Annotated in this window: 24 protein-coding genes; 12 read left to right on the forward strand and 12 right to left on the reverse strand. The window is 61.0% G+C overall.

The genetic code is table 11. The annotated features are described in order from the left end of the window. Positions 1-60: 60 nt before the first annotated feature. Complete coding sequence (locus HZC36_13315; protein ID MBI5707956.1) at positions 61-1,074, reverse strand: uroporphyrinogen decarboxylase family protein; 1,014 nt, start codon at positions 1,072-1,074, stop codon at positions 61-63. Positions 1,075-1,201: 127 nt separating this feature from the next. Here HZC36_13315 and HZC36_13320 point away from each other — a divergent pair, with 127 nt between their 5' ends. After that, positions 1,202-2,299 carry a hypothetical protein gene (locus tag HZC36_13320; GenBank protein MBI5707957.1) on the forward strand — a complete coding sequence of 366 codons (1,098 nt, stop codon included), beginning with the start codon at positions 1,202-1,204 and terminating at the stop codon, positions 2,297-2,299. Here the strand turns inward: HZC36_13320 and HZC36_13325 are convergent, their stop codons facing one another. Then, on the reverse strand, positions 2,300-2,695 hold the full coding sequence (locus HZC36_13325; protein MBI5707958.1) for a hypothetical protein: 396 nt from the start codon (positions 2,693-2,695) through the stop codon (positions 2,300-2,302). It lies immediately after the preceding gene. 186 nt (positions 2,696-2,881) lie between these two features. Here HZC36_13325 and HZC36_13330 point away from each other — a divergent pair, with 186 nt between their 5' ends. Then, entirely contained in the window at positions 2,882-3,970 is a 1,089-nt protein-coding gene (locus HZC36_13330) for a M28 family peptidase (GenBank protein ID MBI5707959.1), read from the forward strand. A 7-nt stretch (positions 3,971-3,977) separates the two neighbouring features. On the opposite strand, the gene HZC36_13335 is transcribed toward HZC36_13330, so the two are convergent. Further along, the gene (locus HZC36_13335) at positions 3,978-5,222 is read right to left on the reverse strand and encodes a serine hydroxymethyltransferase (protein MBI5707960.1); all 1,245 of its coding nucleotides are present in this window, start codon (positions 5,220-5,222) and stop codon (positions 3,978-3,980) included. A gap of 660 nt (positions 5,223-5,882) precedes the next feature. Between HZC36_13335 and HZC36_13340 the strand changes: the two genes are divergently transcribed. Together HZC36_13340 and HZC36_13345 are read left to right on the forward strand one after the other, a co-directional pair. After that, positions 5,883-6,548, forward strand: coding sequence for a hypothetical protein (locus tag HZC36_13340; GenBank protein MBI5707961.1), 666 nt, complete (start codon positions 5,883-5,885; stop codon positions 6,546-6,548). Between the two features lie 17 nt (positions 6,549-6,565). Then, positions 6,566-7,462, forward strand: coding sequence for a PD40 domain-containing protein (locus tag HZC36_13345; GenBank protein MBI5707962.1), 897 nt, complete (start codon positions 6,566-6,568; stop codon positions 7,460-7,462). A gap of 317 nt (positions 7,463-7,779) precedes the next feature. Here the strand turns inward: HZC36_13345 and HZC36_13350 are convergent, their stop codons facing one another. Then, complete coding sequence (locus tag HZC36_13350) at positions 7,780-8,406, reverse strand: MOSC domain-containing protein (protein ID MBI5707963.1); 627 nt, start codon at positions 8,404-8,406, stop codon at positions 7,780-7,782. 22 nt (positions 8,407-8,428) lie between these two features. Continuing rightward, the gene (locus HZC36_13355; protein MBI5707964.1) at positions 8,429-9,157 is read right to left on the reverse strand and encodes a PEP-CTERM sorting domain-containing protein; all 729 of its coding nucleotides are present in this window, start codon (positions 9,155-9,157) and stop codon (positions 8,429-8,431) included. A gap of 227 nt (positions 9,158-9,384) precedes the next feature. On the opposite strand from HZC36_13355, the gene HZC36_13360 reads away from it, so the two are divergent. The 4 genes from HZC36_13360 to HZC36_13375 all read left to right on the forward strand — a co-directional run bounded on the left by HZC36_13360 (position 9,385) and on the right by HZC36_13375 (position 13,102). Then, on the forward strand, positions 9,385-10,113 hold the full coding sequence (locus HZC36_13360; protein MBI5707965.1) for a UMP kinase: 729 nt from the start codon (positions 9,385-9,387) through the stop codon (positions 10,111-10,113). Next, positions 10,110-10,670 (forward strand): ribosome recycling factor, encoded by a 561-nt coding sequence (frr, locus tag HZC36_13365; GenBank protein ID MBI5707966.1) that lies wholly within the window; start codon positions 10,110-10,112, stop codon positions 10,668-10,670. Before HZC36_13360 ends, frr begins: the two co-directional genes overlap by 4 nt. Positions 10,671-11,014: 344 nt before the next feature. Further along, complete coding sequence (gene uppS / locus HZC36_13370) at positions 11,015-11,686, forward strand: di-trans,poly-cis-decaprenylcistransferase (GenBank protein ID MBI5707967.1); 672 nt, start codon at positions 11,015-11,017, stop codon at positions 11,684-11,686. 87 nt (positions 11,687-11,773) lie between these two features. Continuing rightward, positions 11,774-13,102 (forward strand): hypothetical protein, encoded by a 1,329-nt coding sequence (locus HZC36_13375; protein ID MBI5707968.1) that lies wholly within the window; start codon positions 11,774-11,776, stop codon positions 13,100-13,102. Between the two features lie 62 nt (positions 13,103-13,164). On the opposite strand, the gene HZC36_13380 is transcribed toward HZC36_13375, so the two are convergent. Further along, positions 13,165-14,115 (reverse strand): glycine--tRNA ligase subunit alpha, encoded by a 951-nt coding sequence (locus tag HZC36_13380; protein ID MBI5707969.1) that lies wholly within the window; start codon positions 14,113-14,115, stop codon positions 13,165-13,167. A gap of 47 nt (positions 14,116-14,162) precedes the next feature. Here HZC36_13380 and kdsB point away from each other — a divergent pair, with 47 nt between their 5' ends. The 4 genes from kdsB (at position 14,163) to HZC36_13400 (ending at position 18,172) form a co-directional block, all read left to right on the forward strand. Beyond that, a complete protein-coding gene (kdsB, locus tag HZC36_13385) occupies positions 14,163-14,885 on the forward strand; it encodes a 3-deoxy-manno-octulosonate cytidylyltransferase (GenBank protein ID MBI5707970.1) in 723 nt (240 codons plus the stop codon). Positions 14,886-15,051: 166 nt separating this feature from the next. Next, entirely contained in the window at positions 15,052-15,318 is a 267-nt protein-coding gene (locus HZC36_13390; protein ID MBI5707971.1) for a hypothetical protein, read from the forward strand. Between the two features lie 149 nt (positions 15,319-15,467). Then, on the forward strand, positions 15,468-17,639 hold the full coding sequence (locus HZC36_13395) for a bifunctional (p)ppGpp synthetase/guanosine-3',5'-bis(diphosphate) 3'-pyrophosphohydrolase (protein MBI5707972.1): 2,172 nt from the start codon (positions 15,468-15,470) through the stop codon (positions 17,637-17,639). 2 nt (positions 17,640-17,641) lie between these two features. Then, positions 17,642-18,172, forward strand: coding sequence for a D-aminoacyl-tRNA deacylase (locus tag HZC36_13400; protein MBI5707973.1), 531 nt, complete (start codon positions 17,642-17,644; stop codon positions 18,170-18,172). Positions 18,173-18,364: 192 nt separating this feature from the next. Here HZC36_13400 and HZC36_13405 read toward each other — a convergent pair whose 3' ends face one another. The 6 genes from HZC36_13405 to HZC36_13430 all read right to left on the reverse strand — a co-directional run bounded on the left by HZC36_13405 (position 18,365) and on the right by HZC36_13430 (position 25,261). Continuing rightward, positions 18,365-20,092 (reverse strand): amidase, encoded by a 1,728-nt coding sequence (locus HZC36_13405; protein ID MBI5707974.1) that lies wholly within the window; start codon positions 20,090-20,092, stop codon positions 18,365-18,367. Between the two features lie 217 nt (positions 20,093-20,309). Further along, on the reverse strand, positions 20,310-20,927 hold the full coding sequence (locus HZC36_13410; protein MBI5707975.1) for a phosphatase PAP2 family protein: 618 nt from the start codon (positions 20,925-20,927) through the stop codon (positions 20,310-20,312). Then, on the reverse strand, positions 20,924-21,892 hold the full coding sequence (murB, locus tag HZC36_13415; protein MBI5707976.1) for a UDP-N-acetylmuramate dehydrogenase: 969 nt from the start codon (positions 21,890-21,892) through the stop codon (positions 20,924-20,926). The genes HZC36_13410 and murB overlap by 4 nt, the downstream gene beginning before the upstream one ends. Next, complete coding sequence (gene tsaB / locus HZC36_13420) at positions 21,889-22,464, reverse strand: tRNA (adenosine(37)-N6)-threonylcarbamoyltransferase complex dimerization subunit type 1 TsaB (protein MBI5707977.1); 576 nt, start codon at positions 22,462-22,464, stop codon at positions 21,889-21,891. The genes murB and tsaB overlap by 4 nt, the downstream gene beginning before the upstream one ends. Then, on the reverse strand, positions 22,461-23,534 hold the full coding sequence (locus HZC36_13425) for a hypothetical protein (GenBank protein ID MBI5707978.1): 1,074 nt from the start codon (positions 23,532-23,534) through the stop codon (positions 22,461-22,463). Before HZC36_13425 ends, tsaB begins: the two co-directional genes overlap by 4 nt. Further along, positions 23,531-25,261 carry a GAF domain-containing protein gene (locus HZC36_13430; protein MBI5707979.1) on the reverse strand — a complete coding sequence of 577 codons (1,731 nt, stop codon included), beginning with the start codon at positions 25,259-25,261 and terminating at the stop codon, positions 23,531-23,533. Before HZC36_13430 ends, HZC36_13425 begins: the two co-directional genes overlap by 4 nt. Between the last annotated feature and the right edge of the window lie 8 nt (positions 25,262-25,269).

Below are 25,269 nucleotides of genomic sequence, written 5' to 3' on the forward strand. Positions count from 1 at the left end.
GTCTGCGCGTCGGCAAATCATGCCGGGCCGCTCCTCCAACGAGCGGCCCGCGCTTCTCACCTACGCTCGCAAACACGCCAACGAGAGAGCTCGCAGGTTCTTTGGCGGTGTAGAGGGAGTGATTTCACATCCCGCGCTGATGATGCACCGGCTCCCGGCTTCGGCTTGGCACTTCCGCGCTTCCGATTGGATCCTCTCCGGCGTTCCGTTCTGCACCACGGACACGGGGTCCACCGAGCCACAGAGGACCTGGTTGGTGGCCAGCAGCCTTGCAGCCGGCGCCATGGACCCCGCCAAATGGTCCACGTCGACGATGTCTGCGCCTGTGGCCACCATGTCCGGCAGGATCTGGGAAGTGTTTCCGCAGATGTGCAGCTTTGCGAGCGCGCCGCAGGCATGAATGTGTTCGATGATCTCACGCTCTCCTTCCCAAAAGTACTTGCGGTAGTGCTCCGGGCTGATCTGCGAGCAGACTGCATCCCCCATCCCAATGGCATCGGCTCCAGCCGCTATTTGAGCTTCGGCAAAGCGCATTGCAAAGTCCACGGCGGTCCGAACGGCGGCCCAGACGGCGTCGGGATGGTCGTAGAGGTCGAGACAGGCTTCGCTTAGGCCGCGGAATAGCGAGACCATAGCGAAGGGCCCCTCGACCCAGCCCACGACGAACTGCTCTGGGGCTCTTTGCCTGAAAAGCTCCACTTGCCGGACTCGTCCGAGCAGTCGGACCTGTCGGAGGTTTTGCGGAGCCGCCACTGACAGAAGCTCTGCCGCAGTGGAGACCAAGGGACGTTCGTTTCTGGGCAGGTCGTCCTCCGGGTAGTCCACCGCCAGCCCGTAGGCCTCGGCCTCACAGTAAGGGTCGGACATCACGCTGACCCAGTCCATGCCAAAGTCCTCGGCAGTTCTGATTACGGCATCGACGTGGGCTTCGGGCGATAGGCAGAAATCGCGGTACTTCACCCCCGCGTGGCGCGCTGCGAAGCGCATGACGATGGGGTGAAAGGGAAGCCGGTTGACGGGGCGGCCGTTGAGGAAGGCCAGCGTTCGGTCCTTGGAACTCAGCGTCTTGCTCATGCCAGCAGGTGCCGGACCTAGCGAGGAATGATCACTTGCCAGGACCCCGGAACTAGGAATTTTGCCAGGATGGGGGCGCCAAATGCTCGGATATGCTCAAGGAAGATTAGCGTAGGCGGGGGGCGCTTTGAAGACGATACTGCATGTTGTTGGTGTGTTCGCTCTCGCCGCAACGGGGGTTGCGGCAACGACATATCGGATTACCGACCTAGGTGATTTGCCGTTTGGTTCCGACCGGAGCCGAGGATATGGACTGAGTTCCACTGGCCAAGTGGCAGGCTATTCTAACTGGGGGGGCTCGAACTATGAGCGGGCGTTTCGCTGGACAGATTCCTCGGCGATGGAGCACCTCGGAGCCTTGCCAGGTGGCAATCATAGCTACGCCTTTGGGGTGAATTCCTCAGGCATCGTTGTCGGACACAGCCAATCGACTGCTGGCAAGAGGGCTTTTAGGTGGGACAGTGCGAACGGGATGTCTGAGTTGTCGGGGCTATTCGGCGGATATGGTTTTGAGGCTATGGCCATCAACAATGCTGGAAGCATTGCTGGAAGTGCGGCAGATGCGTTCAACTACAGAGCCGTGTTGTGGGACTCCTCGGGAGGGGTCCACGACCTTGGGTTTTTGGCGGGAACACAGGGCGGATACGCACAATCGCTAAACGATGTTGGTCAGGTTGTCGGTTACTGCCTTTACCCAACGACCGCCTTCATATGGGATGCAACAAACGGCATGCGCTTTATCTATGGCCCCCCGACTGCGAACGTCGAATCCGTTGCCTACGACATCAACAACTCTGGGCTTACGGTTGGCTATGTTGCGGACCACTCGGACGCTAGAGCTTTCGCATGGACTGAGTCTGGAGGCATCTCTTGGATTGGAGACCTTGGGGGTGACAATCCAACGAGCTACGGTTTCTCGGTGAATGATACAGGCATGGTGGTTGGCCATAGCGCATCATCGTTTGATAGCAAGGCCTTCATTTGGAGTGCTTCTTCAGGCATCAAGGACTTGAACTCGATGATTGATGCATCAACCCCAGGGTGGGAACTCAGGTCGGCGCGAGGTATCAACAATGCGGGTCAGATTACAGGTTACGGAAGCATCAATGGCGTTAACCACGCCTTTCTGGCAACGCCGGTTCCTGAGCTTGGCTCGAATTCGACGCTCTTGGTTGGATTGCTGACGCTCTTGGCTGGAAAGCGCAAATCAGTGCTGCGAGCTTAGCTATATATTGCATACCGGGCGGAACACCTCAAGCAGGTCGAAAACGGCCTGCTTTCGCTCAGCAAGGCTGGCTTCGGGCAAAGGGTGAAATCCGACGTACAGCGCATCGAGTCGCCCGCCCTCGCTCACCCAGCACCGAAGTTTCGGGTGGTTGGCATAGAAGTCCTGAGTGCTAAGGTCCTCGTGCTCGCCGAAATAGAGGATCTTCAGGTCGAGGGGGTTCGTTTCGGGCTTGGGCTTGTAGCAGATCACATAAAGGCAAGGGCCACCAGGGGCTTCGAAGTTGGATAGGCGGCGAATCCCTTCAAACGACACGTTGCCAACGGAAAAGGACAGGGCATCGCTCATAGGAGCATAGTTCGATGGGAAGTGAGGAAAGTCCTGCTTGGTGGGCATTTAGGCATTGGGGGCGTTGGGGCATTGGGGGTTCTTGGGAAGGGCGAAATGTAGCCCCCTCCTTGGTTTTGCGCAGCGAAACTGAGGAGGGGGTTGGGGGTGGAGACCCGTCCAGCCTTCCCAATGCACCAGTGCCCAATGTCCCAATTCCCAGGATCCTTCGCATCCCCCTGCTAAACTCTCTCCATGAAGGTCATTCGATTTGCCGGCGCTGCACTACTCGTAAGCGTCGCCCTCGCCCTGGCCCAAACCTGGGACACCAAGATCTCGCCGATCAGGAGAGAAGCGCTCGACCGCATCTCGGCGAGCTCGCTTCGCGGGAACCTCAGCTTCCTCGCCTCGGATGCCCTCGAAGGAAGAGGAACGCCAAGCCGCGGGCTCGACCTCGCCGCCGAGTTCATCGCCTCGCGCTTCCGACAGGCGGGTTTGGAGCCCGTAGGCGACGACGGTTACTTCCAGACCACGACGGTGAAATCTCGCCCACCGAGAAGCGCCGATCCGAACGCTGCCGCTCCCGAACCCCAAGACGTCAAAGTACGAAACGTCGTTGGACTCCTGCGCGGTTCGGATGAGAAGCTCAAGGACACCTACATTTTGGTCAGCGCGCACTACGACCACATGGGAATGAACCCAAACCTCCAGGGCGACCAAATCTTCAATGGGGCGAACGATGACGGCAGCGGCACGGTCAGCGTGATCGAACTCGCCAACGCGATCGGAGCGATGAAGGTCAAGCCGAAGCGCTCGATCGTTTTCATCTGCTTCTACGGCGAGGAGCGGGGCTTGTTGGGCTCGACCTACTACGGCCAGCACCCGATCTTTCCGCTGGCAAAGACCGTGGCCGGAATCAACCTGGAGCATATGGGCCGTACCGACGACACGGAAGGCCCCAGGGTGGGCGAACTCAGCATGACTGGCTACGACTATTCCGACATCGGGACGATCTTTAGTCAAGCGGGCCAGGAGTTCGGAGTGAAGATCACCAAGCACCCAAAGAACAGCGATCCTTTCTTCATGCGAAGCGACAACGCCGCACTCGCAGGTGTGGGGATTCCCTCACACACCCTTTGCACGGCGTTTATTTTTCCGGACTACCACAAGGTCAGCGACACCTGGGACAAGGTGGATTACGACAACTTGGCCAAGGTGCTCAAGGCCTCGTGCCTTTGCGTCTTGACCATCGCGGACTCGGCACAAGAGCCTAAATGGAACGAGGGTAACCCCCGAACCGCGCGCTACGTCGAGGCTTGGAAGAAGCTGAAGGCCGGGGGGTAAGTGCGGTTCAGTGAATCGGAAACCGCTCCGTGAGGTTGAGCACGTCTTTGCGCACCTGCGCCAGCTCTGCTTCGCTCTCGCGGCCCTTTAGCGCCTTGGCGATGTAGGAAGCGATCTGAGCCATCTCGGTCTCTCTCATACCGCGAGTGGTCACTGCCGGCGTACCCAAGCGAATACCGGACGTAACGAACGGCTTCTCAGGATCGTATGGGATCGAGTTGCGGTTGGTCGTGATGTGGACATTGTCGAGCACTTCCTGGGCCACCTTGCCGGTCACCCCATAGGGCCGAAGGTCGACCAGGAACATGTGGCTGTCCGTGCCGCCGCTGACGATGCGGAAACCCTCTGAGGTGAGGGCTGCGGCGAGCGCGTCGGCGTTCTTGCGGACTTGCAGGCCGTACTCCTTGAACTCCGGCTGCAATGCCTCGCCGAAGCAAACGGCCTTGGCTGCGATGACGTGCTCGAGCGGGCCGCCCTGGACGTTGGGGAACACCGCCTTGTCGATACCCGCTGCGAACTCCTCGTCGCAGAGGATCATGCCGCCTCGCGGGCCGCGCAAGGTTTTGTGGGTTGTGGTGGTCACGATGTGGGCGTGGCCGACCGGGCTCGGGTAGACGCCCGCCGCGATCAGGCCGCTGTAGTGCGCCATATCGCACATGTGAAGCGCTTCGACCGAATCAGCGATTTGCCGAATGCGGGCAAAGTCGAACGCGCGGGAATAGGCCGAGGCGCCGCTGACGATGACCTTGGGCCGGTGCTCTTTGGCGAGCTTCTCCAATTCGTCGTAGTCGATGGTCTCAGTGTCCTGCCGCACGCCGTAAGGGACGACCTTGTAGAGTTTGCCGCTGAAGTTCACTGGGCTGCCGTGGGTCAGGTGGCCGCCGTGCGCCAAGTTCATGGCGAGGATCGTGTCGCCGGGCTGAATGATGCTGAAATAGGCGGCCATGTTCGCTTGCGCGCCACTGTGGGGCTGGACGTTCACGTGCTGCGCGCCGTAGAGCTTCTTTGCGCGCTCGATGGCGAGGTTCTCAACTTCATCCACGACTTCGCAGCCCCCGTAGTATCGCTTTGCGGGGGTGCCCTCGGCGTATTTGTCGGTGAGCACGCTGCTCATGGCCTGGCGCACGGCGAGGCTGGCGATGTTCTCGCTGGCGATGAGTTCCAGGTTATTCTGCTGCCGCTTTTCCTCCTGGTGGATGAGGGCCATCACTTCCGGGTCGGCCTGGTCGAGCGGAATCCGGTGGGAGGTCATGGCGGCGATGGGCATGGGACTATTATGAGGGAGAGAGCGGGTGAGTGGGTGGAGCCCTGATGGATAGGCCCTATAGATCGGATATGCCCCATGGGTCCAAATTGACCTTGTCGACCTGCTTTCCCACACCCTCCGCCCAGCTCCGCCACTTCGGGGATTAGGCGGGTGAGGATAGCAGCTCAGCCGCGTATAGGGTCGGATGGCTCCTAGCCATCGACTCTCTTCAGGGCTGCGGCCAGCTTTCCCCCATACGACATGCCCCTTCTGCGCACCCTCCTTCGGGCTCAAACGCCGCCGCACTGAGTGAAAACGCAGTGAATGTGAAGTAATCAGTGGACACAGCGAGGAGAAACCGGTATAGTCGCGGAACGGTTGCCTAGCAGAGCCTTTAGTACTGAACTGGCACAAGGCCTTGTGAGGTGATGTCCGGGAGGTTTGACCATGATTCCGAAATTGCCGCGATGGCTTCGGCTCGCGATACTTGGTGGCCTACACGATCAGGATCTATACGTGCGTTCTCCGCTAGCACGGGCGTCCGAGGTTCGCGTTTGGCGCAGGCCCTGCCTAATTGTCTTTGCCGGACTCGCCGCGGCACCCTGCGCCTTCGCCGCCGTTTCCGCCTCCGATGAAATCAGCTCCCTTCATCTGGACACTCCGAACATGGTCGCGCCTGGTACGTCGAAGGGCAGGATTGAGTTCATCTCGTTTCGAGGGAAAGAGGCGCTTGCCTACACCAGTTTCGCTGCGAGAGTGGGTGTCAGCGAACGATGCGAGGGCATTCTTCGCGGGGTGTTTGCATCAAGGAAGACATGCCAGGTGACGGAAGGAGGTTCGATCCTGCACGGCGGAAGCGATGTGGAACTGGCGCTCAAGATCCGGCTTGCCGATCGCTTCAGGCTCACCTTTCAAGGAGGTGTTGCCTTGCCGGCAACGCCCACTCAGAGCGATTCGGTGCTGACCGCGGGCCTCATGGGTGAAGCGAAGCTGGCCTCGGCCACCTGCTACCTGAATCCCAAGGCCGTATTCATCGACCACAACGCGATTGTGGGCATCGGCCTGGGGATCAACGTCCCAGTTCGAGAATCTGCGCAATTTGTGGGCGAGTTTACGCCGATCATCAGCGGCGACAATACGAGATCGACGACAACAGGGGCTCGCCAACGGCGAAACACCTACAGCTTTGCGTTTCGCTTCTTGACTGGGCAGGACCGGAACGTCTCGATCGACTTGGGCTACACGAATAGCCTTGGCGCTACAACCGGCTTCAGCATGACGCCTGGGCTGGGCAACAGCGGGGCGTTATTCATCGCCGTCACATCCCGCTGATGACTGCAAGGAGACAAATGAAGATGAACAACCGAAGGTACTTCTATGGCGCCCTCCTTCCCGTCCTCATCGCTGGGTGTGGGGGGAATGACACATACACGGCCAAGTTTCTAGGCCCGCTGAGCAACAAGATCGTGTTTCGCAGCGACAGGACGGGGAACTTCGACCTCTATGCCATCAATCCGGATGGATCGGGCCTCGTCGACCTGACGAACTCGACTGAAGACGAGTTCGGCGTCGACATCAACCCGGCCGGTACCGGGATCGTATTTGAGCGGGACCTGGGGAACGAGCAGATCTTCTCCATGAATGCCGATGGTTCCAATTTTCAGCAGCTGACAAACGCTTCGGCAAATAGCGCCCAGGCGGCCCTGAAGCCGGACGCGACGAAGATCGCCTTCGAGACCGATCGGGATGGGAACGATGAAATCTACTTGATGGACCCAGATGGAAGCAATTTGGTGAATCTCACGAACGATCCGAGCGACGACTCGTACCCACAGTGGTCGCCGGATGGCAGGAAGATTGCTTTTGCCAGCGATCGCGGCGGCGGCTACGACATCTACGTGATGAATGCGGATGGCAGCAACGTCGTGCGCCTCACGACGGACGGGAACAATAACATCCGGCCAAGTTGGTCACCTAGCGGGAAGAAGATCGCCTTTCGATCCAGTAGAGATGGAAATGCAGAGATTTATTTGATGAACGCTGATGGCAGCAACCAGGTCAACTTGTCGAACAACGCAGCGCGAGATGGCGCTCCAAACTGGAGCCCCACCGGAGCGATGATCGTCTTCGATAGCGAACGCGATGGAGATCGCGAGATCTACATCATGAACGCGGACGGCAGCTTTCCGAGGAGGCTCACCCTCGACGCGAGCGAAGACAGCTCCGCTGACTGGGGGAAAGGCTAACGCCCTAACGAGGTGTCTCGCCATTCGGCGTCCCCGTGAAACGCCGAATGGCCTTATCTCGGCACTACAAGCTTTCTCATCGATACCCCGCCACAGGCCAAAGACCTTCGGCCACGGTTCCGCGTCCCTGCGTTCCTTTGTCCCTCGGTCCCTCCAACGCGCCTCTTGCAGGATTTTGGGATCGCTCGTAGACCGCATCTCAAGAGCCGCATGGGGCCCAAAGGGCCGAAAGAAGACAGCTTAGAGCAACGCGCGAATTCAGAAGCGCCTTCTCGACTTATGGACCTGTATCCCGAGGCTACCGGCGGGATCGAACGCTACGAAGCGCTTGCCGACTCTGCCCAGTTCCGCCACTTCGGTGATAAGGCGGGTGCGGATAGGAGTTCGGCCGCGCGATGCGTTTCGCCGGTTCTGATTCGCGCCATGTCGTAGATCGTGGGGCTGCTTGAGGGCGCAGACTCGACGAAAACGGTTTCGCCTTGGCCGATTGAGCCTTCTGCGACCACTCGGAAGTACACGCCCCATCGCTGGCCGGCGTCGAACCGCTTCACCCACTCCTCTTCCTTCATGCGCGCCTGAAAGGTCGCGCAGGGCAGTCTGGGCTGGGTGGCTTCGAGCACGGCGTTCGGCAGGCGCCATAGGTCCCCACTTCGGACTGAGGCCATGTTGATGCCCTCGACGGTCAAATTCTCACCAAAGAGCCCGGGTTCCAGATCACGGCCAAGCTCTGCCGCCCACCAGGCGTAATCCTCTTTCGAGTAGGCATACACGGCCTGAAACTCACCGCCGTGGACGTCGGCTGCGTGTTCGTCCCCGTCCAGGCCAAGCGCGCCCAAGGTCACACGCCCTTCGCGGGGCAGCTTGACGATTCCTGACGGCCGGGCCTTGCCGGTTGGGTCGAAGGGAAGAACCCGGCCGGTGTTCACCGAGAGGATGGTTGGCATCCACGAACTCTACCCTCACACTTCAGCCTTTTGAACGCCGAAGGAACAATAGGAGACCCAATGCGAGTCCGGCAACCGAAGCTGGCTCGGGTACTACCCGCACCCTATACTCGACGAGTCCCATATAGAACCCTTCTCTCGGGCCCAGCTTGAAGCCGACGAATCCGATGTGGTCGCCCGCTGCGCCAGAGTTGGTGCCACCCTTGAAGTTCTGTGCAACGGCATCGCGTCGCGTGTGCTGATTAGCGCCAAACCCAGCGTTCCAGGATGCCCCAACGTCCCTAGGCGCGAACCGGGTTGCACGACTAAGGGTGTCGAACTTTTCCCCTCCAGCCAGATTGGCGTCGAGCCTTCGAACTTCGCCGCTAAACTGGGTCCCGTTCTCGCCCTCGGCAAACGGAATGTGATACTCATCGCGCACGAACTCGATCAGATTCGCGGTTGTCACCGTTAGTGTTGTGCTCGGGTTGAAGATTGTCAGGTTCTCCAGAAACATGTAGTGCGAGGTTGGGGTGCTGACGATACGGGCATTGAGGGCCACGGTGCACCCGCCGCCACCCGGTAGGTCCTCCGGAAGGATGCTGATGTACCCAAGCCTGGGGTCATTGTCGAAGGGGCCGTTATCGTTGGTCTGGATTTCGGTTCCCCAGAATAGAGTGAACGCAAGCGCTTTGACTGTGGAAGCACCCATCGCTCCCACAAACGCGAGCAGTTTGGGGGCGACAGCCCCGGGAGAACGCCGCAAAGCCATGGAAACTCCTCCTCCGCCCGCCAAAGTTGGCAAGGCAACAGGGCAAATATAGCGGGGCCCGCTGTATTGCGGGCCAGCAATGTTGCCAGGTTATGCAACTTTTGGCCACTTACTACTCCACGAGAGGGGCCGTAGTTCGTCATTGGGCTGGGCCTGGCCAATAACGAACACAAGAGTTGAGCCTATCCCGTACCGCTCATGCTTTCAGCCATAATTTCCCAAGCCGCATGAAACAACCCAAGCCCCTCAAACGCGTCCTCGTTAAGCTCTCGGGGGAAGTGCTTGCCGGGACCAGCGGATTTGGGCTGGACTTAGGCGTTCTGGCTTACATGGCCAAAGAGGTCGCCGCGGTCGTTCAGGCCGGCACTCAAGTTGCGATCATCATTGGGGGCGGCAACTTCATTCGCGGCGAGCGGTTCAGCGGAGACACGGGAATTGACCGCAACGTGGCGGATCAAATGGGGATGCTGGGCACCATCATTAACGGGCTTGCGCTCATGTCGGCCATCGAGAAGGCGGGCGTGCCCACGCGGGTTCAGAGCGCCATCGAGGTGCATGAAGTGTGTGAGTCGTTCATCCGCCGCCGGGCCATCCGTCACCTGGATAAGGGGAGGGTGGTGGTGTTTGCCGGCGGAACCGGAAACCCCTATTTCACGACGGACACCGCGGCGGCCCTGCGCGGCCTTGAGATCGAGGCCGAGTGCCTGATCAAGGCGACGAAGGTCGACGGAATCTACGACAAAGACCCCAAGAAGTACCCGGACGCGAGGCGCTACGACCGGGTCACCTTTGAACAAGCGATCTCTCAGCGGCTGGCCGTGATGGACCAAACCGCATTCACCATGTGCCGAGACAACCACTTGCCGATCGTGGTCCTTGACTTCCACCAGCCCGGAGCGCTTTTGCGCGCGGTGCGAGGCGAAAGCGTCGGCACCTTCGTCGGAGAAGAAGCATGACAGTTGAATCCATCCTCAGCGAAACCGAAACGAAGATGAAGCACGCCATCGATGCGATGCTTCACGACTTCCAGACCATTCGAACCGGCCGTGCCAGCGCCATGGTGCTGGACCGCGTCAAGGTGGACTACTATGGCGTCGAGACCCCCGTCACTCAGGTGGCAAACGTCAGCGTGCCGGAGCCGCGTCAGCTCATGATCACGCCCTATGAAAAGCACATGATGGGAGTGATTGAGAAGGCGATCCAAAAGAGCGACCTTGGCATCAACCCTACCAACGACGGCCAGAACATCCGGCTCAACTTCCCACAGATGACCGAGGAGCGTCGCAAAGAGCTGGTCAAGCAGGTGAACTCGCGTTCCGAGCAGGGGTGCGTGGCGATCCGGAACGTCCGGCACCACTCGATCGATCACCTGAAGCAGCTTCAAAAGGACAAAACCATCAGCGAGGACGACCTGAAGGTCAACGAAGCCAAAGTTCAAAAGCTGACCGATAAATACATCGCCGAAGTCCACGACCACCAGAAGAAGAAGGATGCCGAGTTGATGGAGGTCTAGGGAGTTCCTTCCGCGAGAAGCGATAGGCGAGAAGCGAAGAAGCGAGAAGCGAAAGGCGAGAAGCGGAGAGGCGAAAGGCGAGAAGCGAAGGGCGAGGGGCGAGTGTCGGAAGACTGATGTCGAATGTCGTATGACGAATGACGAATGACGGATGAGGTAACAGAACCCCATATCCTACACCTCACGCCTCAGACCTCGGACCTCAGACCTCACACCTCAGACCTCAGACCTGCCACCGGAGCTGAACATTGCATCCTGACAAAGCCCCGCTGAACTCTGTACAGGCGTCTGCCGTCGCCGCAGGCATCGACCTATCGCGACTGCCCGTCCATATCGCCGTGATCATGGACGGCAACGGAAGGTGGGCCGAGGCCAAAGGGCTCCCAAGACTTCTCGGCCATCGCGAAGGCTACAAGACGCTCCGCCAGGTGCTGCTCGACGCCAATGAGCTTGGCATCCGCTACCTCACCGTCTACGCCTTTTCCGCCGAGAACTGGAGGCGTCCGCGCGAGGAGGTCGACGGCCTCATGGCGCTCATCGAACAGGCCGCCCGCCAAGAGCTGGCGGTCATGCACCGAAACGGGGTCCGTGTTCGGGTGGCGGGCCGCGTCGAGGAGCTGCCGGCGGGTCTACAAGAGGCCCTGCGCGAGGGCGTCGACACCACGCGCGGCAACACTGGGATTGGCTTCACGCTCGCAATCAACTATGGCGGGCGGGCCGAGATTCTGGATGCCGTGAAGGCGATCGTTCACGAAGGGGTCTCACCGGAAGCCCTCAGCGAGGATTCCATCGCCGAGCGCCTTTACAACCCCGACGTCCCCGAGCCCGACCTCATGATTCGAACCGCCGGCGAGCTTCGCTGGAGCAACTTCTTGCTTTGGCAAGCGGCCTATTCCGAACTTTGGGTAACCGACGACCCTTGGCCCGCTTTCTCGACCGGCCACCTTCTGCGCGCCGTGGCCCACTTTCAGTCCCGAGTACGGAAGTTTGGGGGGTTGCCGGGGGCTTCCTCGTAGAATCGCCTGGATTCCTGGCGAATTTGCTTGGAACTTTTTTCTTGGATGTCGGTCCAATTGCCTGTAGACTTTACGAGGGAGTTGGCCTTGAAACGTATCATTACACTTCTATCTCTCTTCGTTCTCGTGACGAGCGTCGCGCTGGCCCAAAGCCGCGTGATCCGTGGCGAAATGACCCTGACTTACGGCTATGTCACCGGGCCCGACGGCAAAAAGCACTCGGTTGCCGGCGTCCGCGTGCCTTGGACTGCCGTCCCGATCAAGACGGGGTACGTCAAGGGCGGCGGCTCGAACCAAGAGATCACCGCGCTCCAGACGACCTATAAGAATGACAACGGAGAAGGCTCCTACGTCGTGACCGGCGACATCACGGGACAAGAATCCTATCCTTGCCCCAGCGCTTGCGACGATGTGACCACCACGGCGCCAGGCCAGGGCGGCGTTTGGAAACAGCTCACGGTCGGCTATCAGCCGCGAGGACGTGAGGAAGTGCTGCTACGGTGGATCTCCTTTGATGACTACGAAGGTGGACATGGTGCAGGCATTTCGGCGATGTACAACGCCGTGAACGATTTCGGCGGGTACTTCACCTTCGACGAAACGCGCTTCCAAGATTTATCGGTCGCCTATAAGGTCACCTTCGACATCTCGGACGCCAATGCCGCGGTGGACGACGGCATGTTCTACTTCGCCTCTCAGATCCGCGAGCCCGACCCCATCTATTTCATGGGGATCATTATTGGGGACACCGGCGAGGGCGCTCTGAACCAGAACTTCTGGACGGTCTTTAGCCTGAACAACCCTACGGTCGGCAATAGCGATGAGGGCTTCTGGTTCGACTACGATCCGCTCGACGGAACCTATGACGAATATGAGTTCGACACTTTCGGCGGCGACCATCCGGGCGCCAATCTGCTGGTCCAGATCGACGTCGGAGGCACCGCTCAGCAGCTCCACCCCGCGACAATCAGCCGCTACCACGGCCGCTACATCTCGGGCGACGTGCTGAGCGTCTATGACACTGACGCTGAGTTTTATGTCCTGGACAACTTCGACCAATCTGGCGACTTCATCTATCCAATCGGGGTAGAGATGCAGACGCTGTCGCCCTCGACGGCCATCACGGGCCTCCGCCTGACCTGGCATGGAAAGATGCAGTACAGCGGGTTCATCCAGAAGGTGAGCTTGTACAACTACGACTTCGCAAGATGGGATGTGGTCTATACCGGCCCCATCACCAACAATGTGGTCCAGTACGACAAGCTCGTGAACAGCTCCAAAGCCAAGGAATATGTGAGGAAAACCGGCACGAAGCTCATGCGGGCCCGAGTCGAGATCAGGGAAGAGGTGCTCAACCACCCCAGGCTCTGGCGGTTCTCGCTGGACGACTTCAGCTGGATCGTCACGAAGCCCTAGTCCACTCCCAAACAAGAACGGCCCTGCTCCGCGCGGAGCAGGGCCTTACTGCGTCGGGGAGTCTATTTCTGGGCCGCGGGAGCCTTGAACTGCTCGACGTACTTGAGACAACAGGCGCGAATACGTCCACGGATTCGATTGATGTAGGCCGCGCGTTCGGTTGGCGAAATGGCGCCTCTTGCGTCGAGCAGATTGAACGTGTGGGAGCACTTTAGCGCCAAGTCATAGGCCGGGTAGACCAGCGCCATCGGCCCGGTTTGCACGCCATCTGGGACTTCGCCAGACGTCTCGCGCGTGGTCAGGATCCCTTGCTCGGCATCCCAGTGAACCTTGGTCTCGATCGTGCGTCTGGACTCGGCTTCGAACATGTCGAACATCTTGAACAGCATTTCGGTGCTGGCGACCTCGAAGTTGTAGACATTGTCTTGCATCTCGAGCTCCCAGTCCACGCTTCGATAGGACAGAGAATCGGTCCACATAAGGTCCTCCCAGAAGGAGTTTTGGCCGTTCAGCATCAGGCAGAGGCGCTCGGGACCGTAAGTGATCTCGGCGCATACGGGATTGCACTCGATGCCACCCATCTGCTGGAAGAAAGTGAACTGGGAGATCTCAGTGCCGTCGAGCCAGACTTCCCAGCCGACCCCGGCAGCGCCGGCAGCTTGGGATTCCCAGTCGTCCTCGACCAGTCGCACGTCGTGCTTCTTCGTGTCGAAGCCAAGCGCATCCAGCGAGCCCATGTAAATGTCCACGATGTCGTCAGGGGACGGCTTGAGGATCACTTGATACTGGTAGTAGCGCTGGCTGCGCTGCGGGTTGCGGGTGTACCGACCGTCGGCAGGTCTGCGTGAGGGCTGGACGTAGGCGACGTTCCACGACTCGGGCCCCAGGACGCGAAGGGAAGTTGCGGGGTGCATGGTGCCTGCCCCGACCTCGATGTCGTAAGGTTGCAGAATGGCGCAGCCCTGCTTGGCCCAATAGCCGTTGAGGGTGAAGATGAGGTCCTGAAACGTCACGGGGGAGATTGTACTTGGACAGGGGGCCTGCGGATAAACTCGGCGCGATGCGCTGCATGATCGTGATCCCGGCCCGGATGGGCAGCACACGCTTTCCCGGCAAGCCGTTGGTGGACCTCTGTGGACGCCCGATGATCCAGTGGGTGGTCGAAGCCGCGCAGGTCTCGGGCGTAGCAGACCGAATTCTTGTGGCGACTCCCGATCCTGAGATTGTCGAGGCATGCGCCAGGTTCGGCGCCGAGGCGGTCTTGACGCGCGCCGACCATCCTTCGGGAACGGACCGGATCGCCGAGGTGGCCGAATCGAGGATCGCCGATGTTTATGTCAACGTTCAGGGCGACGAACCTCTGATCAAGCCCGAGACCATCCGCGCCTGCGCAGACCCGATGCTGAATGACGCAGCGATCCAGATGGCGTCGGTCTTCAGCGAGTGCGAGCCGGAGGAGGTGGAGCACCCGGCGGTGGTGAAGGTGGTCACGGATCGAGCGGGTTACGCGCTCTATTTCAGCCGGTATGCGATCCCGTTCGAGCGAATTCCAAGGGTCGCACCGGTGAAGAAGCACGTGGGCATCTATGGCTACACACGCAAGGCTCTGATGGACTTCGCCACGTGGCCACCCTCGCCCCTAGAGCAGACCGAGAGCCTGGAGCAGCTTAGGTTCCTGGAGAACGGCGTGCGGATCTTCATGGCGGAAGGGGCAGGGTCGGAGCTGGCGGTGGATACGCCTGAGCAGGCGGAGGAGGTCCGCAGGATTCTGGAGGGAGGGTAAGGCCATGTATACATTTGTTGTTACGATCCCGATTCTGCTCTTCGTCGGCACTCTGCTCGCAGTTGCGGTGTGGTATGCCGTGAAAGCTGGGAGGAGCAAGTAGCCTCGTGGCCCAGGCTATAGGGCTCGCTCAGGCGGGCCGGGCCACGAGCACAACAGACGGAAAATGACGCCATCATCGGAGCCTGAAGACCTCTGCATTCGGGTTGCCATCCTGCTAGGAAACCGCAATCGATACCGGGCACGGTTCGACGCCGAGACATTGATCGGGTTCTATCGCTACTTTGACTTCCCGAAAGATGAGGTCGTACGGGCCTTCGGCGATTACGCTCCCAATGTAGTAGAGAAAGGGTGGAGGGTCATTTCGGAGTACTTCGGAGATGGCGGCGCTGGCGTCGCAGCGATGTTGAAGCCACCCAAGAGATGGCTGTGACAGAATCCGACGCTTCTCTTCAGCCGCATTGAACCTACGATATACTGAATCACCGCTCATCGCCCGTCGCCCGTCGCCCGTCGCTTCCACCGCCCATGACCTCCCCAGCCTACGAAATCAGCCACGAATGGGAAGAGCCCCAGGAGCTCATGGACCTGCTTGATCAGATTCGCGAGCAGCATCCTGAGATCGACGTCGCCAAGGTCCGCTATGCCTACTACATGGCCGAGCAGGCGCATGCCGGCCAGACCCGCGACTCCGGTGAACCTTACATCACACACCCTCTCGCCGTAGCGCGCATCCTTGCCGAGCTCGAGATGGACGAGGACACGATCGTCGCGGCGCTGCTGCATGACGTGATCGAAGACACGGAGACCTCGCGCGAGTCGATCAGCAAACAGTTCGGGTCTGACGTGCTCGCGCTGATCGAGGGCGTCACAAAGCTGAAGTTCCAGAACCTCTTGGAGGGCTCCGATGTCCAGCGGGCGCGTGCCGAAAGTACCCGCGCCGCAGAGAATCTTCGCAAGATGCTCCTTGCGATGGCAAAGGACTTCCGCGTGATCATCATCAAGCTCGCGGACCGGCTCCACAACATGCAGACCCTGGACGCCCTGCCGCCCGTCAAGCGCACGCGCATCGCCAACGAGACCCTGGACATCTACGCTCCCCTCGCTGCGCGCCTGGGAATCTGGGACGTCAAGTGGCAGCTTGAGGACGCTGCGTTCCATGCCCTTCACCCTCGGGAGTTTGAGGAGGTGAAGGAGCTTGTGGCCAAGAGCCACCGCCAACGGGAATCGGAGATTCAGCGGGCGATCGTAACGCTTCGCGAGCGCTTGGAGCGCAAGGGCATGCGACACGTGGAGATCGCCGGCCGCCCGAAGCACCTCTACAGCATCTTTCAAAAGATGGTCAAGCAACGCCGGAGCTTCGACGACATCCATGACCTCCTGGCTTTGCGCGTAATCGTGGACGAGGTCAGCGACTGCTACCTCGCCCTCGGTGTGGTCCACGAGCTCTGGATGCCCATCCCGGGACTCTTTTACGACTACATCGCCAAGCCCAAGCCGAACGGCTATCAGTCGCTGCACACGAAGGTCATGGGCTACAACGGCGAGCCTTTGGAAGTGCAGATCCGCACCAAGGCCATGCACCGCGTGGCCGAGCACGGCGTGGCCTCGCACTGGGCCTATAAAGAAGGCAAGATCGAGCTCACCGAGGCCGCGCGCCTGGCAAGGCTAAGAGAGCAGCTCTTCGACTGGTCCAGCGACGCGAAAATGAGCTCCGACTTCCTCAGGAGCCTCAGCACCGACCTCTTCAGCGAGCAGGTCTTCGTGTTCACGCCGAAGGGCGATGTGCTCGACTTGCCCAAAGAGTCCACTCCAGTGGATTTCGCGTTCCGCGTGCACACGCAGCTTGGCCTGACCATCGTTGGCGCAAAAGTGAACGGCGTGATGGTGCCGCTCAACTCCAAGCTGCAGAACGGCGATGTGGTTCAGCTCATCACTCGCAGCAACGCGACCCCGAGCATGGACTGGATGGAGTTCGTCAAGTCGGCCCATGCCCGCAGCAAGCTCAAGGCTTACTTCCGGCGCAACAGTCGCGAGGTGGACGCCGAGCGCGGAAAGGACTCGGTCGCCCGCGAGCTGAAAACCCAGGGCGCCGACCCCAAAATGATGCTCACCGAGGACCGCATCAGCGCGATCCTGCCGCACTTCGACGGGTGCGCAGAGGCGATCGACCTCTTTGCCAAGGTGGGTTCCGGGGTGCTCTCTGCCTTCAGCGTCGCAGCCCGCTTGCGTGGCCCCGAGACCGAGGCCAAACCCGCCGACACCATCCACACGTCAAAGTCCCGCGAGGGACGGCTGACGGTCACCTCCGACGGAGTGGACAACATGCTCGTCAAGCGGGCGCGGTGCTGCGACCCGATCCCCGGCGACGATGTGAAAGGCTACGTGACCCGCGGGCGCGGCATCATCATCCACCGAACCATCTGTCCGAACGCCGCAAAGATGATCCAGGCCGAGCCCGAACGGCTCCTCGATCTGGACTGGCCGAAGGACGGGGAAACGCACTCGGTACAGCTCAAGATCACGACGGTGAACCGACAGGGCCTTCTGGCCGACGTAAGCACGGTCTTCGGCGAGCAGAAGGCGAACATCTCCTGGGCGAAGATCAAGACGCTGCAGAACAACACGGCCGAGATCGAGATCGCCATCGATGTGACGGACATCGATCACCTGGCGCAGGTGATGAACCGGCTTAGCAACTACTCCGACGTCATCAGCGTGCTGCGTATGTTTGGCAGGACGTCGGGGAGGTAAGTGTGAGAGCCATCCTCCAACGTGTTTCGTCAGCTTCCGTCTCTGTGGACGGCGAGGTCGTGGGCCAGATCGGGCAGGGACTGGTTGTGCTCGTGGCTGCGCACCGGGAAGACACAGAGGCCAATGCCGGCAAGATGGCGGACCGGGTGTGGGGCTGCAGAATCTTCAATGACGCGGAAGGGAAGATCAACTTGGCACTAAAGGACTTTGGGGGTAGCGGTGGTTCGAGTGGCAAGAGTGGTGAGAATGGTGAGAATGGTGAGGGTGGTCCGGTGCAACTCTCACAATTATCTCAACTATCACCGTCCCCTGCGGTCCTTGCTGTTTCCAATTTCACCGTATACGGCGACACGACCCAGCGGCGGCCGAGCTTTGTCGAGTCTGCGCCCTACGATCGCGGCAAGGAGCTTTTCGACCGCTTTGTCGAGGGGCTTCGCAAGCTCGGATGTCCGGTGGAGACCGGGGTCTTTGGGGCGCACATGGAAGTGTCGCTGGTCAATGATGGACCGGTGACGGTGATTGCCGAAGCCTGAAAACGCCGCCCACCGAGCGCGAAGCCGAGATGAGGAGATGAAGGGATGAGGAGCAGGTCTTCCGCGCCCGCTACTGCGAACCGGAGGAGGGGGCAGAACCGCCTCCCCCATCCAAGACCCGGAAAGGCAGACTGAGAGTCTGCCCCACGTGGGAGCGCCCCTTTGGCCCGGTGTTCCATCGTCCCTTCGTCCCTACAGTTTGCTCAGGTCCGGACGAAGGAGGTGAAACCCCTTCGCATGTTGGATTCGATTGGCCACCGCGAGAATCGTTCCCTCGTCGTGCAGGCGGCCGACCAGTGAGATGCTCCTCTGTCTGCCCTGGTCATCCAAGCCGTATGGCACCAAGACCTGCGGATGACCGGTGAGGTTCGTCGTGAACAGCGTCGTTCCGCCCGTCCCCGAAGCAACGAAGAGGTCCAAGTCTTCCAGTTGCTCTTCAAAGCGCTTCATGTGCAGCGTACGGCCCCGCATGGCTCGCAGGTAGTCGACCCCGGACACGAACCGGTTGCTTTTGTAGGTGCTGGGCCAGGCGCTGTTCTTCAGAAGTTCGATATCGGGGCTCCGAGCAAAGTCGTCGAAGGCGGCCGCGGCCTCGACTCCAAGGATCACATTAACTCCGTCAGGGACGGGGTCGAAGCGTACGGGCCGGAGCCGGACACCGAGGCTGGATAGGAGTTTGAGGTGATCGCTTTTCTCGATCAACGACGCGTCATTGGGGTCATCGTTTGGACCGATCACAAATCCGACTTTCAGGCGCTTCATGTCGAGAGTAGGGTTCCAGGAGAACGGCTTGTCAACCGAACTTCCATCTGCCGGATCCGCGCCGTGAATGGCCGCGAACACAAGCGCGCAATCCTCCGCGGTCCGGCAGATCGGCCCTATCTTGTCCATGGTCCACGACACGGCCATTGCGCCACGACGGCTCACCCTGCCGTACGTGGGCCTCAGGCCCGTGACGCGACACTGGTGGCTGGGGGAGACGATCGAGCCGAGGGTCTCGGTCCCGATTGTGAAGGCCACGAGGCCCGCGGCGGTCGCGCATGCTGAGCCCGCAGAAGAGCCACTGGATCCTTGGGCAGGGTTCCACGGGTTCTTCGTCCTGCCGGCGAACCAGACGTCGCCTTGGGCCAATGCGCCCATGCTCAGCTTGGCGACGATCACAGCGCCGGCAGCCTGCAAACGCTCAACCAGCGCGGCGTCATAGCTGAACACCTGCTTTCGATGAGGCTCCGAGCCCCAGGTCGTCGGGTCGCCCTTGGTCGCGAAGAGGTCCTTGACTCCGCACGGAATGCCGTGGAGAGGTCCGCGCCATTTGCCCTGGGACGATTCCCGATCGGCCTGTTTAGCTGCGGCGAGGGCCTTGTCCTCGAGCAACGTCACCACGCACAAGAGCTTGTCGCCATAGGTCTTGAGCCTCTGCAGGTAGAGCTGGGTGAGCTCCAGGGAGGTCACATGCCTTGCGCGAAGCAAGGCTCCGAGCTCCCGGACCGAGAGGAAGGCCAGGTCCTCCGCTCGCGACGGCCTCTTGGGGTTTCGAACGGGCGTGGGTCGAAAAACGGCTTTGCCCCGGTTCGGAGCCATGCCGACCGGGATGAACTTCACGGGCGGCTCAACCTCGTAGGTGATAGGTAGGCCGTGCGCTGCGCGCACACCGCGGGCAAGAGATCGTACGGCGTTCAGGATGCCCTGCAACTGCTCATCGGTAAAGGTGAAATCGCCGACCTTCTGAGCGCCCTTGAGGTCTTCGAGCGTGAGGTCGGGCAGCGGGATTTGGCTGCCGCCTTGTGGGTCAGCCATAGGCAGGATTCCCTCCCATGCCAGAAGCTCAGGCGGCACTTTGCCGGCCATTCCAGTCGCTGCAGCAGCCGAAAGCAATCCAACCAGAAACTGCTTGCGAGAGACGTCCTTTGGGGAGGGCATGCGCTATGGGTTCGACCGGGAGGGCTCTGGCTCCTGCCGGATGATGGGCGAAGGGCGAGGCGCGAAGGGCGATAGCGGACCCAGATGGCCACCTCGCCCCCTGGGGAGAGGTCGGTGAACGAAGTGAACCGGGTGAGGGGGGCGCGTAGAGCGAGTGCCTTTGGGCTTTTGTACCTTTGCGAGAAGTCCGTGGACATCTTCCATCACCCGCACTTTCTTAGGTCATCGGCTGGTGGACGGTTGCTCCAGTGTCTCCCACCCCAGCCCCTCCCTCAGTTTCGCTCTGCAAAGCCAAGGGAGGGGCTATCCACCTTCGATAGACCCAAACCGCCAACAATCCAAACGCCGCCCCCACAGCCCAACCCAGGAGTATCTGGCTCGGATAGTGGACGCCCACATAAGCCCGGCTCAGGCCCACCCCAAACGCTAGCGCGATCCAGGGCCAGCCCCACCGGCCAAGCAGAGCCGTAAAGACCGATGCCACGGCTGCCATGCTGGCTGAATGGGCAGAAGCGGTGCCAAAGCTGGTGAGCCGCTTAACGCGAAGGATGAGGTCTGGCTCAACGGGATCGGCACACGGCCTCGGCATGCGAAGGCCCTCTTTCAGCAGGTCGCAGGTCTCATTGGAGATCAGCCAAGCCAGCACGGCAAGAATCGCCGCCGCCCGCCACCGCCCCCCCTTGACGATGAAGAGCACGACGACGCAGGCCAGCAGAGCTCGGACCACCGGCTCCTTGTTGCCCTCGCTGAGAAACCGAAACCACGGCGCCAGCGCCTCGGGCCAATGGTTGATCCAGTGAAACAGCGCGCCGTCAAGGCTCGCCAAGGGGGTCACTGAGACGCCCCGAATTGCGACCAGTCGCCCAGATACAGCACCTCTTCCTCAAGCAAGACCCCAAACCGTTCGAGGACCTTGGCTTTGGCGTGTTCCGCCAAGTGGCGGATCTCGGTGGCCGATGCGTCGCCGACGTTGACGATGAAGTTCGCGTGCTTTGGGCCGAGGACGGCCCCGCCGAGCCGGTATCCCTTCAGCCCCACGGCCTCGATCAGGTAGCCGCTGGGCACGACGCCGGCCCTGCGGAGCTGTTCGGGCAGCCCTTCGAGCCTGCCGGCAAGTTCGTTGTCGTTGACATTCTTGAAGAAGCTCCCGGCGCTGGCCTGAGGCGGCTGCTTGGAGATTCGCTGGCGCTGGTAGTCACGAGCCTCATCATAGATCGCTTTGGGGTTGCCCTTGGACAGCTCGAACCTTGCGGCGAGAAGCACGATGGACGGCGCGTTGGGGCGTCTCAAGATGGAGTCTCGATAGGCAAATTGCAGGAACGACGGCTCCACCCACCGGCGCTCCCCCTCAAACACGATCTCGATCGCCTTCAGATGGTCGCTGATGTTGCTGCGGTAGGCGCCCGCGTTGCTTACGAGCGCCCCGCCGACGGTCCCCGGTATGCCCACGGCGAACTGCAAGCCTTTCAGGCCACGTTGAGCCGTCTTGAGGAAGACCTCTTGCAGCGCCGCTCCCGCAGAAGCCAGCACGGTTCCATCGGCCTTGACCTCGATGTGCCTTGCAGCCTGAATCGCCACAAGCCCCGGCACGCCTGTGTCGCTCGGAAGAACGTTGCTCCCCATGCCGAGCCAAACGGCGTTTATCCCGGACTTCTGGCAATGCAGGGCCACCGCGGCGCAATCGTTAATCGTCCGGCAGACCGTCAGGCGCTCCGCGGGACCTCCCGCTCGCAGCGTCGTAAAGGGCTTGAGCGGCTCGCTCGCGAGGGTCGGGAAAGGGAAGACATCCGCCGTTTTCATGGGTGGGCCACGCCCTGGCCGTAGGGGCGCTTGGGCAGCGAGATGTTCGGCTCGGCGATGTATTCCGGGAGCAGCTCAAACGGGGTGAGCGGCATTACCTGGCCCAGCAATGGCCCTGCGTGTTCTGCGAGGGGATAGTTGGCCTCGTTCCGGTCGGCGGCATAACCAAAGGCGCCTTTGGGCCATTCGTCTTGATGCGAAAGTGCCGGCTGTCCGGGATGGCGCACGAAGTACGAGCCCTTTTTGGCGCCTATGGCTACGGTCTTGCAGGGTGAGATCAGATCGAAGCTGGAAACGCCGCCGCAAGTCTTGCCTTGGGCGTAGGCGAGCGTCTTGGCGAGGATGACGCCCACGCGAACGCCGGTAAAGCTGCCCGGTCCAACGTCAGCCACGAACAGCTCGATGTCTGGTGCCGACTTGTCCAAGCCTTCGAGCAATTCCATCAGGCCGCTCAGGATCACGGCCCCCGCGTTGCGCCCAGCAAGCTCAGAATGAGTCGCCAAGAGTGCGCCTGTATCAGAGAAAAGGGCCACACTGGCCAGCGGGCTGGACGTGCTGAACACCGCGGTCAAGGGGTTGGCTCCAGACACATGACCGCCACGATCTTGACCAGAGTCGCCTTGTTCGCGCCGCCCTCGCCCGGCGGGCCGATCCAGGTGAGCACAAAGTAGAGGTCGCCCGAAGCGCCGGCCGATTCGAAGCTCGCGATCGCGCCTTCCTTACCTTGTCCGGTTCTCCAGGTGTGGGCTTCATACGCCCCCGCGAGGTTCTTCTTCGGGGTTGTCTCTTCGCGTTCGTTCGACTTTTCGAAGCTGGAGAGCGAGGCGACGGAGGCTTTCAGCAGGGCCCTGCCCGGTGCGACCGAGTCCAGGGTCGAGGCGGCGGTGACACGGAACGTCCCTGGAAGCCCGGGAAAGGAGACGGTGATGGCGTTGGCTTCGGCCCCCTCAACCTTCGAGCCCTCCGGCAGCCTCAAGGTCACGTCCTTTCCGGCGGCGCGAAGGGTGGCTTTGACCGAACCCTTGACTTCGATTTGAGCTTTGCCCTTGCCCACTTCCACGATGGGAGGGGGCTTGGCAATCGCGGGCTTCGGCTTGCCCTTTCCGGGGGGTTCGGGAATCCGGTTTGGGTCCTCCGGTTTGGGCAGCGAGCCGTCCAGGGTCCTCAGGCTCTCAAAGGCGCCGCGCACCGCGAACTCAACCTCTTCAAAGCTGGCCTGAGGGCACACCAGCCGGAAGAGCATCTTTTGTTCGGTCTGGCTGAAAACCAGCCCCTGCAGGATCGTCTTGGTGGAGCCGCCAACGGCGCCTTCGGTCTTGGTGAGCAGCAAGGGCACGCCGAGAATCACTTCGCGCCACTGCCGGACCACCTCCAAGCGCTGGGAATTGGCGATTTGCAGCTGGGTCAGTTCCCAGTTGTCCTCCGGGCCGATGTACCCCGCACGGTGGATCTCCAGTATCGACTCGGAGCCATCTGCCGACGGGATCACGAACTTGGCGTCGGTCTTCTTCTGCGTGAGTTTCCACGCTCTCGGGTATTCAAAAGAAAGTCCAAGCTGCGCGTCTTGAAAGAGCGCCGGGCCGCTCTGGGGTGACCCCTGGAGCAGCAGCAAGAAGCCGAGGAGCGGTGCCGGGCTGTTCATCTCTCGGTATTGTGACGAATCTGCGAGGGCAGCAGGATCACGAACCGCGCGCCAACTCCTTCTTCTCCGCATTCGATGGCGGTGCCCCCGTGCGCCTGGGCGATGCCTTTGACGATGGAGAGCCCCAAACCCATTCCTTTCACGCGCCCGCTGCGGAAGGGCTCGAAGATGGCCTCCTTCTGGTCCTGCGCAACGCCTGGTCCGTCGTCTTCGACCGCGATTTTGAGAAAAGGCCTGTGCCTCGGCAACTTGCCCGCCACGAGTTCGCCCTCCGTCGCTTGACCCGTCTCGATGCGCAGCTCGCCCTCGTCGATCCAGTTGAGTGCGTTCTCGATGAGTTCGGAAACGGCCCTCCTCAGGCGGACCGGGTCGGCCTCGGCCATGGGAAGACCCTCATCGAGGTTCATCTTGAGGCGGATTGGGCCGCGCTTGGGGAACACCTCGTTGGCGGTCTCCGCGACGAGGCGGTTCAGGTCTGAGGCGGTCTTCGTGAGCTGGGTCGCGGAGACAAAGTCCCTGAAGTCCTGAAGAATCTCCGTCAGCCGGTCCACGTTGGTCACGAGGCTCGTTTGAACCTCTTTGAGCTCTTCAGGGTTGGGGCTGTTCTGGTTCAACAGATGCCCCAACTCGTTCACGTCGCCTCGAAGTGCGAACACACGGTTGCCGATCATGTGGGAGCTTTTGGCGCTCAGCTCGCCCCAGGCCACCATGCGCTCGGAGTGCACCAAACGGTTCATAGCCCGGATCGACTCGAGGCCGGTCGCCACTTGCTCCGAGATCGCGTGGAGCACGGCGAGATCGGTCTCTGTGAAGCGGTTGTCCAGATATTCGTTTTGGCTCTTTTTGCGGAGCACCCGGATCACGCCGAGCGTCCTGGACCGGCCCACCACCGGCACGGCGAGGAAGCTGGCGATCTGGTCGCTGGCGAACTCGACGTACTTGCCGCGCCACCGCGGGTTCTCGCTCGGGTGGTTCAGCAGGACGGGCTGGCCGGTCTCGCAAGCCCATCCCGTGCAGCCCTCGCCGGGGAGGTAGCTGATCTCTCCCACCATGCCTTCAAGGCTGCCCACTGAGGCCCTGAGAACGTAGGACGAGGTCGCCGAATCCCAGATAAAGATGCTGCAGGCCTGGAAGCGCAGCACTTCTTTCGCCACCTTCATGACGCGGGAGACCAATTCCGATTCGGAGAGCGCCGAGTCCAGAGCGTTGCCCACCAGCATCAGGGCCTCTTCCATCTGCTCTTGCTCGGCGCGGTCCAGAATCATCGCCGCGAGCCCCGCCATGACTCGGCAGGTCTCAAAGTGCAGGTCGGTATAGGCCTCTCTCTTGTCCGATTCGGCGTTCAGAACGGCCACGATTCGCCCGTGGCGGTCCCGGATGGGGAAGGCGATCTCGCTCTCGGTGGAGTCGAACAGCTTGCGATAGCGCTGGTCTTTCTGGACGTCTCCGGAGAGGTACGGCTCGCCCGTCGCGGCGACGGTGGCCACAATCCCGTCTCGCTCGTTGATGTCCACCTTGACGCCGAGCTCCGAGATCGGCTGCCACTCGGGGCCAGCTCCATAAAGCAGCTCCATGAGAGCCAGCTCGTCGTTTAGGACGGCGAGCATGACGTTGCGGCTCTGCGTGAGCTCCAAGGTGCTCTTGGCAAGCGATTCGAGCGCGGACGACGGGTCGCGGTCGGCCGCTATGGCCTGCACAAGGTCGGCGAGGGCCTTGGAGCACGTCATGGGTCCAT

The organism is Armatimonadota bacterium (genome assembly GCA_016223145.1).
Lineage (GTDB): Bacteria > Armatimonadota > Fimbriimonadia > Fimbriimonadales > Fimbriimonadaceae > Nitrosymbiomonas.

Coding starts and splice junctions, on each gene's coding strand:
- HZC36_13315 (MBI5707956.1), bottom strand. CDS start 1,074: ATGAGCAAGACGCTGAGTTCCAAGGACCGAACGCTGGCCTTCCTCAAC.
- HZC36_13325 (MBI5707958.1), bottom strand. CDS start 2,695: ATGCCCACCAAGCAGGACTTTCCTCACTTCCCATCGAACTATGCTCCT.
- HZC36_13330 (MBI5707959.1), top strand. CDS start 2,882: ATGAAGGTCATTCGATTTGCCGGCGCTGCACTACTCGTAAGCGTCGCC.
- HZC36_13335 (MBI5707960.1), bottom strand. CDS start 5,222: ATGACCTCCCACCGGATTCCGCTCGACCAGGCCGACCCGGAAGTGATG.
- HZC36_13340 (MBI5707961.1), top strand. CDS start 5,883: ATGGTCGCGCCTGGTACGTCGAAGGGCAGGATTGAGTTCATCTCGTTT.
- HZC36_13345 (MBI5707962.1), top strand. CDS start 6,566: ATGAAGATGAACAACCGAAGGTACTTCTATGGCGCCCTCCTTCCCGTC.
- HZC36_13350 (MBI5707963.1), bottom strand. CDS start 8,406: ATGCCAACCATCCTCTCGGTGAACACCGGCCGGGTTCTTCCCTTCGAC.
- HZC36_13355 (MBI5707964.1), bottom strand. CDS start 9,157: ATGGCTTTGCGGCGTTCTCCCGGGGCTGTCGCCCCCAAACTGCTCGCG.
- HZC36_13360 (MBI5707965.1), top strand. CDS start 9,385: ATGAAACAACCCAAGCCCCTCAAACGCGTCCTCGTTAAGCTCTCGGGG.
- frr (MBI5707966.1), top strand. CDS start 10,110: ATGACAGTTGAATCCATCCTCAGCGAAACCGAAACGAAGATGAAGCAC.
- uppS (MBI5707967.1), top strand. CDS start 11,015: ATGGACGGCAACGGAAGGTGGGCCGAGGCCAAAGGGCTCCCAAGACTT.
- kdsB (MBI5707970.1), top strand. CDS start 14,163: ATGCGCTGCATGATCGTGATCCCGGCCCGGATGGGCAGCACACGCTTT.
- HZC36_13390 (MBI5707971.1), top strand. CDS start 15,052: ATGACGCCATCATCGGAGCCTGAAGACCTCTGCATTCGGGTTGCCATC.
- HZC36_13395 (MBI5707972.1), top strand. CDS start 15,468: ATGGACCTGCTTGATCAGATTCGCGAGCAGCATCCTGAGATCGACGTC.
- HZC36_13405 (MBI5707974.1), bottom strand. CDS start 20,092: ATGCCCTCCCCAAAGGACGTCTCTCGCAAGCAGTTTCTGGTTGGATTG.
- murB (MBI5707976.1), bottom strand. CDS start 21,892: ATGAAAACGGCGGATGTCTTCCCTTTCCCGACCCTCGCGAGCGAGCCG.
- HZC36_13425 (MBI5707978.1), bottom strand. CDS start 23,534: ATGAACAGCCCGGCACCGCTCCTCGGCTTCTTGCTGCTGCTCCAGGGG.
- HZC36_13430 (MBI5707979.1), bottom strand. CDS start 25,261: ATGACGTGCTCCAAGGCCCTCGCCGACCTTGTGCAGGCCATAGCGGCC.